Here is a 12,314-nt window from a genome sequence, read left to right as displayed (position 1 = left end):
TTTGTATCTGATTAAAACAACAATTAGCTGGCTTTATTACCAATCATATTGCCAAGTTTAATGCTTTGAGCAATATTGCGGGCGGTATTAATTAGATTAGGTTCCGCTTCAGCTAGCGTTTTTTCTAATGTGTACAACGATGGAATAATAGGGAAAATAGCGGTCATCCCATGATCTAACATGGTTTCTGCACCAACACCTAGGCAGCCGGCAATCCCAATCGTTGGAATACCTTGCTGTTGTGCTTGTTTCAAGACTCCCATTGGGGTTTTACCAAAAGCAGTTTGACCATCAATGCAGCCTTCTCCAGTAATCACCAAGTCTGCATTTTTGAGTTTGTCAGCAAACGCGACTGTTTCAATGACAATATCAATGCCTGGTTTCAATTGACCATTTAAAAATGCTTTAACACCTAGTCCCATGCCACCAGCAGCCCCCACACCCGCTAATAAACGGTTATCTTGTCGACCACTTTTTACAATAATATCGGCAAAATGATCCAGCGCAATATCTAGCTGCGCCACAATGTCAGGCGTCGCGCCTTTTTGAGGGCCAAAAATCGCTGACGCTCCACTCTCACCACACAATGGACTGTCTACATCACACGCCACGTCAATTTGACAACGCGCAAGCGCAGGGTGAACTTGACTGTCATTAATGTCACTTAGCTGCATTAGAGCAAGACCACCAAATGGCACTTCTTTTCCACTTGCATCGTGTAATTGAAAACCTAAAGCTTGGACCATACCAGCACCAGCATCGTTCGTAGCACTACCACCCAACCCTAAAATAATGTGCTCAATACCGCGGTCTAATGCATCTTTAATCAACTCACCGGTACCATAGCTGGTGGTCACTAAAGGATTACGCTGATCTCTCGACACTAAATGTAAACCTGAAGCAGAAGCCATCTCAATGATTGCGGTCTTAGGGGTTTGATCATGTTGATTACCTAACACGCCATATTGTGCCATTACAGGCTCTCCCATGGGTCCCGTAACTTCAAGATCAATAAAATAACCGTCAGTTGCATCCACCATTGACTGCACCGTCCCTTCGCCGCCATCGGCCATGGGTACTTTGATGTACTCACAATCAGGAAAGACGAGTTTAAATCCTTCTTCAATGGCCTTAGACACACCAAGAGCACTTAAACTTTCTTTAAACGAATCTGGGGCAATGACAATTTTCATAGAACATACCTATTAAGAAAGTGAATTAAATGCCACCAAAGCCGAACGTTAACATTTTGTGCAACTAGGCAAGTCGTAGGCAAGTGCTGCTTAAATAAAAATTAGGAAAAGATGGTTATATATTGGGAAGTTATAAAAACGATGACGGTAATAATCATAACTCCCTGTTAAATTTCGCTGACTGAACGAAAGCTCGTTCTTGCAATAAGAGAACAGTATTCATTAAAAAAAAGGGAGGCGCTTTAGACAGCTGTATGGAAATATTCGATGTTTTTGACAGTTTTTTTGTTCAATTGCACAAAAACCATATGACTTTTTATGAAAAATTGTCACTTTTATTTGTCTATTTTCGTTCAAAAAACCACTGCAGAACAAAAAGCATGTACTGCAATGGCCTGATTTAATAGATAAAAATTCGCGATGTGACTAAATGGCGTTAAGACAAACAAGCATTTTAGAGTGCAACAATCACTCGACCACGAACATTACCTTCAAGTAGTTCATAAGCTGTTTCTTCTACTTTATCTAAAGTAATTTCTTGGCTGATAACATCAAAGTCTTCTGGTTGCAGTAATTCACTTAAACGCAGCCATGCTTCTGTTCGGTCTGCCAAAGGTCGCATAACACTGTCGATACCAATCAATTTAACGCCTCGTAATATAAAAGGCGCGACAGAAGCAGGAAAGTCGAGGCCTTGTGCTAAACCACACGCGGTCACTACACCACCATATTTAGTACTTGCACAAGCATTAGCCAAGGTATGACTACCAACACAATCAATAACGCCAGCCCAGCGTTCTTTTTGCAGCGGCTTACCTGGCTCAGAGAGGGTGGCACGGTCAATAACGTCGTTTGCACCAAGACTTTTTAAGTACTCGCTTTCTGCCATTCGCCCTGTTGATGCAACGACCTGATAACCAAGGCGATTTAACAAGCGAATCGCATAACTGCCCACACCACCATTGGCACCAGTGACTAATATCTCACCCAAATCCGGTGTTACACCTTGTTTTTCTAGCGCTAGAACTGACAGCATCGCTGTATATCCTGCGGTACCAACAGCCATAGACTGTTTGGCATCGATGCCAGCGGGTAATGGAATCAACCAATCGCTTTTAAGGCGCGCTTTTTCAGCCAAGCCACCCCAATGCATTTCACCCACACCAAAACCGTTAAGCAGTACCCAATCGCCTTCTTGAAAACGTTCAGAGTCACTTTGCAGTACTTTACCCACTAAATCGATCCCTGGCACCATAGGAAAAGAACGCGCGATACGGCCTTTTCCGGTGATGGCTAGCGCATCTTTATAGTTCAGCGTACTGTAAGCGACTTCCACTAAAACGTCCCCTTCAGGCAACTGAGATTCTTCTATTTGGCTCAAAGTACAAGATTGTTGACGCGCTTCATTTTGATTAATAATTAGTGCATGAAACATATTTTCTCCTTTTAGACCGACCGTCTATTTAAATGGATAAAAAAACCAAAAAGTGACTTTTGGTTGGTTGTTTTAACGTTATTTATTTGGTTTTAATCGCCTGAATAAAAAATGTAAGAAAGACTGTTAATGGCTGAGTGCTTTTCATTAATCGAGTCCGATGTACCGCTCCTTCCCAGCCAATCCAGAACGCTTGAGCGGTGTCTTCAAGGCTTTGAGTTAATTGCACATGACCTTGTTTTTGAGCGTCCAATAAGCACATGGCAACATGACGCTGCCAGCTTTCATAGGTGGCTTGCAACTGTTCTCGAAACGCGTCTGACAACAACGCGGATTCTTGCTCTAAATTTCCGACTAGACAACCTCGCTTAAAATCATGTCGCACAATGCCTTCTTGAGCGTCCTTCGCAAAGCGTTGCAATCTCTCTAGAGGAGGGAAGGCGTCGTCCAATAAGAAGCTGTTAAGCTTGGCTTCAAAATAGCGTCTATAACGTTCAAGAACCGCCAATCCAAACACTTCTTTGCTAGCGAAATAATGATAAAAAGAGCCTTTTGGTACGCCAACTGACTTTAGAATTGTATCAATTCCACTGCGGGTAAAACCCGTTTCTGTCAACACTAACATGCCTGCTCGCAATAACACTTCGCGCGTGTCTTGGGTCTCACCAGGGTGCTTTTTTGGACGTCCGCGACGTGGTTGAGTCACCATTGCTAACTCAACATCCTTTACGCTCTCAGGACTCAATACTTCAGAATCTAACAAGCCATATTACCTATTACGTTAAAATACGATTATTTATAATTTAGACCGACTGTCTATTAAAGTCAAACATCAATACAAAGCACCATACAATACGCTATCTCTTTGCTTATTTTTGGTTAGTGGCTCACGACTCAAGAATAACCAACATCCAAAACATAAAAAAAGCGCCTAGTTAAAATAGACGCTTTTTTAATATTAGTAAGACAATTAGGTTAACCGCTCTTCTTAGTCAGTAGCTTGCTCGCCAAACGCATAGCATGAGCAGAATGCTCTGCCATTAATTGTTGAGTATCAATGCCGACAACATGGCCATTTTCTACCGTCCATTTTCCTGCGATCATAACTCGGTCAGCTTTTTGAGCACCACACAATAAAAGCGCAGCCAATGGATCGTGACTTCCAGAAAAACGTAGTTCATCGAGCTTAAATAATGCTAAATCAGCTTGTTTTCCAACTGAAATTTCACCGATATCATCACGCCCCAATACTGCAGCAGAGCCCTTTGTCGCCCAGCGATAAGCATCATAATGCGAAACGTTAGCAGAACCATATCGTAACCTTTGTATATAAAGGGCTTGGCGTACTTCCATAATCATATTAGAACCATCATTCGATGCGGAGCCATCGACACCTAATCCAATCAATGCGCCTGCGGCTTCTAATTCATTATTACGAGCAATACCTGAGCCCAACATCATATTCGACGTGGGACAATGGCATATCCCCACTTTAGCGCGGCCGAGTCTTACTATTTCCTCATCATCAAAATGAATACCATGTGCTAGCCATGTCCTATCATGCAACCAACCAACACTTTCTAAATAGTCGACAGTGCGCATACCAAAACGTTTTAGGCAAAATGCTTCTTCATCTAAGGTTTCTGCTAAATGAGTATGAAGGCGTACATTTTCTCTTTTTGCTAGCTCGGCGCTGCTTTTCATAATGTCAGTCGTGACGGAAAAAGGAGAGCAGGGTGCTAGCGCAACTTGAACCATCGCACCTTCACCACGTTGATGATGAGCTTTAATTAATCGAGCGCTGTCATCAAGAATAGTCTTTTCATTTTGAACCGTAGATTGTGGCGGCAAACCGCCGTCTTTTTCACCCAAACTCATTGATCCACGAGTAAACATCGCTCGCATACCAAGAGATTTTGCCACGTCTACTTGCACATCTATGGCGTTTTCCATGCCAGCAGGAAAAAGATAATGATGATCGGCCGCTAGCGTGCAACCCGACTCCATTAATTCGACCATCGCTAATTTTGTCGCACTCGCCAGCATATCAGGTTCTAACTCAGCCCAAAGTGGATACAGAGTCTGTAGCCAAGGGAAAAGGGCTTTGTTTAGTGCATCGGGAAAAGCTCGTGTGAGCGTTTGATAAAAATGATGATGAGTATTAATTAAGCCTGGTAATACGACATGGTCAGATGCATCAAATTTTATGTCGTAATGGCTATTTGGCTGTTTACCTAATGGTACTAGCTCATCAATTTTTCCATTACGAATAACCACTCCGCCATCAGCATTGTTAGCTAATATCGATTTAGGAGATTGAATCCAAATTGCTTGCCTTAGCATAGAAGCCCTCGAACCTGTTGTCAGATTAAGAAAGACTACTACAAAAAGGAAAAAGGAAAAGGTAGAAGGTAGAAGGTAGAAGGTAGAAGGTAGAAAGTTACTAACACTCTATACTGAATGGAATTTTCATAGTTTCTTCACAATCACTTTTCCACTTTCAAAATATCCAAAGACAGCAACTATTCACACCCAGATTTTCATAAAACCTTTAAAAATAAGGTTTTTTCAATTTTTTTCCCTGTGGATTATTTTTTTAACAAACAGATATCCAGACTGTTACTAAACGAAATAAACTGTTTAAAAACATAAGGATAAAATGAAAGGCACTAAAAATACAGACTGTTGATAAGTATGGTGATAGGTTCGTAAGAAGTTTTGCACAGTTTTTAACAACTTTGGGTGAAATTTTTTCGAGTGTATAACTAGGTCTTTTATACACAGGTTCACCTTATGCACAGCACAGGATAATAGGGCCTCTCTTAACAAGTTATTATCTCTGTAATTATATAATTTGTATCATGATTTTATAGTTATCCACTGTTTTTTGCTTACTACATAAACATAACAAACATAAGAAACCATATATATAATACTATTTATTAATATTGATGACCGGGGATTCAGGATTGTTGTCGCTTTCTTTTTGAAATTTAGCCGATATACTAAGCGCCCTTATCAAGTTGTTCGTTTTTTATTCATTCTTAATTCCGAGGTTCCTGTGGATTTCCCAACCCGCTTTGATGTGATTGTGGTCGGTGGTGGACATGCTGGTACAGAAGCTGCTTTAGCTGCAGCTCGTATGGGCGTAAAAACTTTATTGTTGTCCCACAACATTGAAACATTAGGACAAATGTCCTGTAATCCTGCTATTGGTGGTATCGGGAAGTCCCATCTAGTAAAAGAAATTGATGCTTTAGGCGGTGCCATGGCACTGGCAACAGATAAAGCTGGTATTCAATTTCGGACTTTAAATTCTCGTAAAGGTCCTGCTGTTCGAGCGACTCGTGCCCAAGCGGATCGTATTCTTTACAGAGCAGCGATTCGCTATCAATTAGAAAACCAAGAAAACCTTTGGCTATTTCAACAGTCTGCTGAAGATTTGATTGTTGAAAACGGTGCTGCATGTGGGGTAATTACCCAAACAGGTATTCGTTTTAACAGTAAAACTGTCGTACTAACCGCCGGTACTTTTTTAGGTGGCATTATTCACGTTGGTTTACAAAATCATGCTGGCGGTCGAGCTGGTGATCCACCATCCATTGGATTAGCTGAAAAGCTACGAGCTCTGCCGTTTCGTGTTGATCGTTTAAAAACGGGGACGCCACCGCGGATCGACGCTCGCACCGTTGATTTTTCTCAAATGCAAGCACAGCCTGGTGATGATATTACGCCAGTGATGTCTTATTTGGGGAACCGTGAGATGCACCCTCGTCAAATAGAGTGCTTTATAACTCATACCAATGAGCGAACTCACGACATTATCCGTAGTGGTATGGATCGTTCACCTATGTATACCGGTGTTATTGAAGGTGTTGGTCCTCGTTATTGCCCATCAATTGAAGATAAAATTGTACGTTTTGCAGATAAAAACTCACATCAAATCTTTATTGAACCAGAAGGATTAACAACTCATGAGTTGTACCCGAATGGTATTTCAACGTCTTTGCCATTTGACGTTCAAGTAGAGCTAGTGCATTCAATGAAAGGCATGGAAAATGCCCATATAACCCGACCTGGTTATGCGATTGAGTATGATTACTTTAATCCGCAAGATCTAAAATACTCACTTGAAACCAAACATATGCCTGGTTTATTTTTTGCGGGGCAAATTAACGGTACAACGGGTTATGAAGAAGCAGGAGCTCAAGGGTTATTAGCGGGCATTAACGCCGCACGTCTTGCTCAAGAAAAAGACGCTTGGACACCTCGTCGTGACGAAGCCTATTTAGGTGTATTAGTTGACGATTTGATTACCATGGGTACGAAAGAACCCTATCGTATGTTTACGAGTCGTGCAGAATATCGTCTGATCTTACGTGAAGATAATGCAGATATACGTTTAACAGAAAAAGGCCGCGAACTTGGTTTAATTTCTGATGAACGTTGGGAAGCATTTTGTAAAAAGCGTGATGCTATCGAAATTGAAACTCAACGCTTGAAGTCCAGTTGGATTGTACCTAATTCACCTGAAGCTGAAAAAATCAATCCTAAACTTGAAACACCAATTACGCATGAATACAGTTTATTGGATTTATTAAAGCGTCCAAACTTGGTTTATAGCGATATTGCTAATCTGAAAAATGCACCAGATACTCCGGTTGATGAGCAAGTATCAGAACAAGTCCAGATAGCGGTTAAGTACGCAGGTTATATTACTCGACAAGCGGAAGACATCGAGCGTGTACGTCGTCAGGAGAACACGTCGTTACCGGATGATTTTGATTACAGCAAGATGGAAGGGTTATCTAACGAGATCAAGCAAAAGCTGACTCAGGCTCGTCCTGCGACACTTGCGGCGGCTTCTAGAATCCCTGGAGTAACACCTGCTGCGGTATCCTTACTATTAATTCACTTGAAAAAACGTGCGATTGCACGCAAAAGTGCCTAGAATCAGCAGCCGATAACGCCTTTTAATTGGATTCGACTGTGACTCACTTTGATGCCATTCAAAAAGGCGCCCAACAAATGGGCGCCGATTTATCTGATACAACCATTCAAACGCTAGTAGATTACCTTGCCATGTTCCAAAAATGGAATAAGGCTTACAATCTAACGGCAATCCGCGATGTTGATCAGATGATTTCATTACATCTACTCGATAGCTTAGCCACCTTGCCCTTTATTACCGGGGACGACATTATTGATGTCGGGACAGGCCCAGGTTTGCCCGGTATGGTTCTGGCTATTTGCCTGCCTGAAAAACGTTTTACTTTACTCGACAGTAACGGCAAAAAAACCCGCTTTTTGACGCAGGTTAAAATGGAGCTGGGCATTAAGAATGTTACGGTTGCTAATGAGCGCGTTGAGAAACACGCGCATCAAGGTCACTATGATCATGTTATTTCTCGAGCCTTTGCTTCGCTTCAAGACATGATAAACTGGACCTTACCGCTTCCAAAGGACACAGGTAACTTTTTAGCTATGAAAGGGGTATACCCCAACGAAGAGCTGACAGGATTGCCATCTGGAGTAGAGGTCATCCATATAGAGCCGCTCACTGTGCCTACCATACAAGCCGAGCGCCATATGGTAATTATGGCGCGTAAAGGATAAATAAAAATGGCGAGAATAATTGCAGTCACGAATCAAAAAGGTGGCGTGGGTAAAACCACAACCTGTGTTAATTTGGCCGCTTCTTTAGCGGCGATGAAACGTCGTGTGCTTTTAATCGACCTCGATCCTCAAGGAAACGCCACTACGGGTAGCGGATTAAACAAAGCAGAACTGGATACCAGCGTTTTTGATGTTTTGATCGGAACTCATGGCGTCAAAGAAGTCATGAGACCGGTAATGGAGGATACCCCCGGCCCTGGGAAATATTGGGTGCTGCCTGCCAATGGTGATTTAACGGGAGCCGAAGTGGCCTTGCTTGATTTACCAAGTAAAGAAACGCGTCTGCGAGCAGGTCTTTACGAAGTGGATAATGACTTTGATTATATTTTGTTAGATTGCCCGCCAGCTTTAAACATGCTGACCGTTAATGCATTAGCCGCTTCGCAAGGCGTATTAATTCCTGTGCAATGCGAATATTACGCCTTAGAAGGGCTTTCCGCACTTTTGCAAACCATTGAACATATTACCCGCGCGCTAAATCCATCATTAGAAATTGAAGGCATCCTGCGGACTATGTATGATCCTCGTCCCAGTTTGACTCACGATGTGTCGAATCAGTTGCAAAAGCATTTTGGTAGTAAAGTTTTCGATACGGTAATCCCAAGAAATATCCGTCTTGCCGAAGCGCCTAGCTACGGACTTCCTGTATTGCATTATGAAAAACAGTCCCGTGGTGCTATTGCTTATCTTGCATTGGCGGGTGAATTTATAAGAAAGCGCTCAGCATAAAGCGATGAACAATAGCCTTTAACTTGTAGGCATACTGAATTCAATTAGGGTTTAATAACATGACGATGAAAAAAAGAGGTTTAGGTCGCGGTTTAGATGCTTTATTAGCGCCGCAGGCTGCAACAACAGAGTTGCAAGAACTCTCGCCAAATGAGCCTATTAAAGGATTAACATATTTACCGGTTGAATGGCTTTCAAAAGGTAAATTTCAGCCTCGTCGTGATATGAATCCTGCCTTGCTTAATGAATTAGCGTCTTCTATTCGTACACAAGGCATTATGCAGCCGATCGTCGTTCGTCCAAATGGCACCAATCAGTATGAAATTATTGCCGGTGAACGCCGCTGGCGCGCTGCAAAATTAGCGGATCTAACGCAAGTTCCTGTTATTGTTCGTCATGTTGATGATTCAGATGCGGTAGTACTCGCATTAATTGAAAACATTCAGCGTGAGGATTTGAATCCGGTTGAAGAAGCTCTAGCCTTACAGCGTTTGGTTGAAGATTTTAATTTAACGCAGCAACAAGTGGCTGATACGGTTGGAAAATCACGTTCTACTGTTGCCAATCTTTTACGACTTTTAGGTCTCTCTCCAGAAGTTCGCCGCTTATTAGAGCATGGTGATATCGAAATGGGGCATGCTCGAGCTTTATTGCCATTAGAGCAAGAAAAACAAATTCAAGCCGCTTCTCAAGTGGTTACTAGGTCATTGTCTGTTCGTGAGACAGAACGCTTAGTGAAAAGTATCCAAGCCCCTGAAAGTACTGAAAAAACTTCTCCTGTGTTACCAGATTTTAATGCAGAGGCTGAAAAAATAAGCCAAACCATTAATGCTTCTGTAAAAATTCAACCTTCTGCTAAAGGAAAGGGTAAGGTAGTCATCGAATACCGCAACCCTGAACATTTAGAGCTATTAATCAGTGAACTTTTTACGAAAAAATAAAGTAATTTTATGACAAGTTAATATTTCTATCTAGACAGAACTGTTAGGAAGTGTTGAGAGAGGTCGGTTTAAGTTGATCACAGCTTCTAATACTCATATAATGCCACGGATTTTAGAATTGAAGACAAGGAATGCACTAGTTTGCTTTATTTTAGTGCACAACAAAAAGGTATTTAGGTAATGAATGATAGGAAGCCCCTTAGTGCGACCGCTCTACTTATTGCCAAGAAGCAATCAGTGTTTCGTTTTATTTTTTTGCAAATTCTTTGCTTATTCTTCATTTCTTTGGGAATTATTTTCTTTACTAGTGGTCTGTACTGGTACTCTTTTGTACTTGGTGCGTTATGCAGCATAGTTCCCAGTGTTTATATGGCTTGGCGAGTTTTCGGATATAAAGGAACGCGCCCAGCCAAGGATGTTATGAGAGCATTCTATAGAGGAGAAGCTGGTAAGCTAGTGTTGACCGCGGTGTTATTATCGCTAGTTTTTCTTATTATTAAGCCATTAGCTGCCGGTGTTTTTTTTGCAGGTTTTGGTATTGCGATTTTGAGTCATTGGCTCAGCCCTATTGTACTGAACAAATAGCAGTACAAAGGGATAAAGGTTTTAATCATTGAAAGAGCGTGGATATAAATATGGCAATTGAAAGTCCAACGACTTCCGCATACATACAACACCACCTTCAGAATTTGACTTTTGGTCAGCATCCTGATGGTTCGTGGGGTATTGCTCATAGTGCTAAGGCAGCGTCGGAAATGGGGTTCTGGGCAATTCATTTAGACACAATGGCGGTTTCTATCGCTCTTGGTGTTCTATTTTTGTGGTTGTTTCGCATGGCAGCAAAGAAAGTCTCTGCAGATACGCCATCTGGATTGCAAAACTTTGTTGAGTTAATGGTGGAGTTTGTTGACGGTAGCGTCAAAGAAACCTTCCATGGCAAGAATAAGGTCATTGCTCCACTTGCGTTAACCATTTTTGTTTGGGTGTTCTTAATGAACGCGATGGACTTGGTTCCTGTCGACTTTTTGCCTGTTGTGGCAAATTGGGTTGGCGTAAACGTATTTGGTGCAACCGATGGTCATGTGTACTTCAAGTTTGTCCCTACGACAGATGTGAATGCGACCTTGGGTATGTCCCTATCGGTATTTGCTTTGATCATTTATTACAGCATCAAAGTGAAAGGCGTGAGTGGTTTTGTTGGTGAATTAACACTACAGCCATTCGGAAAATGGATGATCCCTTTCAACTTATTACTTGAAGGTGTTGGTCTGCTTGCGAAGCCTGTTTCATTAGCATTGCGACTATTCGGTAACTTGTATGCTGGCGAATTGATCTTTATTTTGATCGCTGTGTTGCCTTGGGGCTTGCAGTGGGCACTCTCTGTGCCTTGGGCAATCTTCCATATCTTGATCATTGTGCTTCAGGCCTTCATCTTTATGATGTTGACCATTGTGTATCTAAGCATGGCACATGAAGAGCACTAAAAGAGTTCTTAGTTAAACGTTAAAAACCTTAAATTTAAAACTGTGAAAATGTAGGAGTTAAAATGGAAACTGTAGTTGGTCTTACTGCGATCGCTGTAGCCCTTCTAATCGGTCTAGGTGCTTTAGGTACTGCGATTGGTTTTGGTATATTGGGTGGAAAATTCTTGGAAGGCGCTGCGCGTCAACCTGAAATGGTTCCAATGCTACAAGTAAAAATGTTCATCGTAGCGGGTCTTCTTGATGCCGTAACTATGATCGGTGTAGGTATTGCATTGTTCTTTACTTTCGCGAATCCTTTTATTGCTCAGGTCGCTGGCTAAGATTCTGCGATACTTTGCAGAAACTATTTTTAAACGACTTAGAGCGAGGATATTAGCGTGAACTTAAATCTCACACTTGTAGGCCAAGCTATCTCGTTTGCCATTTTTGTCTGGTTCTGCATGAAATACGTGTGGCCACCAGTAATTGCTGCGCTTGATGAGCGTAGCAAGAAAATTGCAGACGGATTAGAAGCAGCGAATCGTGCTTCACGTGATTTAGAGTTGGCTCAAGAACATGCCGCTCAACTATCACGTGAAAGCAAAGAAAACGCGGCCGAGATTATTGAACAAGCCAACAAACGTGCGAACCAAATTATTGACGAAGCAAACGAACAAGTAATTGCCGATGGCAAACGCTTGCGCGAAGCAGCTCAAGTAGAAATAGAACAAGATGTATTGCGTGCTAAAGAAGCATTGCGTTCTCAAGTTTCTGTTCTTGCATTTGCTGGTGCCGAGAAAATTTTGGGAGCCACTATTGACGAAAAAGCACATAGCGAGATCGTTGAAAAACTCGCTAAAGAGCTTTAAGCGAGGGT

General features: G+C 42.0%; 12 protein-coding genes. 8 read left to right on the top strand and 4 right to left on the bottom strand.

All coding sequences use genetic code 11. The annotated features are described in order from the left end of the window. Positions 1–23: 23 nt before the first annotated feature. The 4 genes from V6259_RS00730 to V6259_RS00715 form a co-directional block, all read right to left on the bottom strand. Entirely contained in the window at positions 24–1,193 is a 1,170-nt protein-coding gene (locus V6259_RS00730) for a glycerate kinase (RefSeq protein WP_341582936.1), read from the bottom strand. 454 nt (positions 1,194–1,647) lie between these two features. Then, positions 1,648–2,628, bottom strand: a complete 981-nt coding sequence (gene acuI / locus V6259_RS00725; RefSeq protein ID WP_341582935.1) for an acrylyl-CoA reductase (NADPH) — start codon at positions 2,626–2,628, stop codon at positions 1,648–1,650. A gap of 82 nt (positions 2,629–2,710) precedes the next feature. Beyond that, entirely contained in the window at positions 2,711–3,391 is a 681-nt protein-coding gene (gene acuR, locus V6259_RS00720) for an acrylate utilization transcriptional regulator AcuR (protein ID WP_341582934.1), read from the bottom strand. Between the two features lie 212 nt (positions 3,392–3,603). Further along, on the bottom strand, positions 3,604–4,971 hold the full coding sequence (locus V6259_RS00715; RefSeq protein ID WP_341582933.1) for an 8-oxoguanine deaminase: 1,368 nt from the start codon (positions 4,969–4,971) through the stop codon (positions 3,604–3,606). A 718-nt stretch (positions 4,972–5,689) separates the two neighbouring features. Between V6259_RS00715 and mnmG the strand changes: the two genes are divergently transcribed. The 8 genes from mnmG (at position 5,690) to V6259_RS00675 (ending at position 12,306) form a co-directional block, all read left to right on the top strand. Beyond that, entirely contained in the window at positions 5,690–7,579 is a 1,890-nt protein-coding gene (gene mnmG, locus V6259_RS00710) for a tRNA uridine-5-carboxymethylaminomethyl(34) synthesis enzyme MnmG (RefSeq protein WP_133010651.1), read from the top strand. Positions 7,580–7,617: 38 nt separating this feature from the next. After that, the gene (gene rsmG / locus V6259_RS00705) at positions 7,618–8,244 is read left to right on the top strand and encodes a 16S rRNA (guanine(527)-N(7))-methyltransferase RsmG (protein WP_341582932.1); all 627 of its coding nucleotides are present in this window, start codon (positions 7,618–7,620) and stop codon (positions 8,242–8,244) included. A 6-nt stretch (positions 8,245–8,250) separates the two neighbouring features. Continuing rightward, positions 8,251–9,033: a ParA family protein gene (locus tag V6259_RS00700; protein WP_341582931.1), complete on the top strand. Its 783-nt coding sequence runs from the start codon at positions 8,251–8,253 to the stop codon at positions 9,031–9,033. Positions 9,034–9,092: 59 nt separating this feature from the next. Beyond that, positions 9,093–9,974, top strand: coding sequence for a ParB/RepB/Spo0J family partition protein (locus V6259_RS00695; protein WP_341582930.1), 882 nt, complete (start codon positions 9,093–9,095; stop codon positions 9,972–9,974). Positions 9,975–10,154: 180 nt separating this feature from the next. Continuing rightward, on the top strand, positions 10,155–10,559 hold the full coding sequence (locus V6259_RS00690) for an ATP synthase subunit I (protein ID WP_133010647.1): 405 nt from the start codon (positions 10,155–10,157) through the stop codon (positions 10,557–10,559). Positions 10,560–10,609: 50 nt separating this feature from the next. Beyond that, positions 10,610–11,458 carry a F0F1 ATP synthase subunit A gene (atpB, locus tag V6259_RS00685; RefSeq protein ID WP_133010646.1) on the top strand — a complete coding sequence of 283 codons (849 nt, stop codon included), beginning with the start codon at positions 10,610–10,612 and terminating at the stop codon, positions 11,456–11,458. Between the two features lie 62 nt (positions 11,459–11,520). Further along, positions 11,521–11,778 (top strand): F0F1 ATP synthase subunit C, encoded by a 258-nt coding sequence (gene atpE / locus V6259_RS00680; RefSeq protein ID WP_133010645.1) that lies wholly within the window; start codon positions 11,521–11,523, stop codon positions 11,776–11,778. 57 nt (positions 11,779–11,835) lie between these two features. Further along, positions 11,836–12,306, top strand: coding sequence for a F0F1 ATP synthase subunit B (locus tag V6259_RS00675; RefSeq protein WP_133010644.1), 471 nt, complete (start codon positions 11,836–11,838; stop codon positions 12,304–12,306). Positions 12,307–12,314: the final 8 nt, after the last annotated feature.

Origin of the sequence: Marinomonas sp. TI.3.20 (assembly GCF_038155025.1) — a bacterium.
GTDB lineage: Bacteria > Pseudomonadota > Gammaproteobacteria > Pseudomonadales > Marinomonadaceae > Marinomonas > Marinomonas flavescens.
The sequence above is the reverse complement of the archived record's forward strand: the minus strand, read 5'-3'. Positions and strand labels throughout refer to the sequence as shown.

Bases quoted from the DNA above. Each gene is read 5' to 3' on its own strand.
- V6259_RS00700 (WP_341582931.1), top strand. From the start codon at position 8,251: ATGGCGAGAATAATTGCAGTCACGAATCAAAAAGGTGGCGTGGGTAAA.
- V6259_RS00690 (WP_133010647.1), top strand. From the start codon at position 10,155: ATGAATGATAGGAAGCCCCTTAGTGCGACCGCTCTACTTATTGCCAAG.
- acuI (WP_341582935.1), bottom strand. From the start codon at position 2,628: ATGTTTCATGCACTAATTATTAATCAAAATGAAGCGCGTCAACAATCT.
- V6259_RS00715 (WP_341582933.1), bottom strand. From the start codon at position 4,971: ATGCTAAGGCAAGCAATTTGGATTCAATCTCCTAAATCGATATTAGCT.
- V6259_RS00695 (WP_341582930.1), top strand. From the start codon at position 9,093: ATGACGATGAAAAAAAGAGGTTTAGGTCGCGGTTTAGATGCTTTATTA.
- atpB (WP_133010646.1), top strand. From the start codon at position 10,610: ATGGCAATTGAAAGTCCAACGACTTCCGCATACATACAACACCACCTT.
- V6259_RS00730 (WP_341582936.1), bottom strand. From the start codon at position 1,193: ATGAAAATTGTCATTGCCCCAGATTCGTTTAAAGAAAGTTTAAGTGCT.
- atpE (WP_133010645.1), top strand. From the start codon at position 11,521: ATGGAAACTGTAGTTGGTCTTACTGCGATCGCTGTAGCCCTTCTAATC.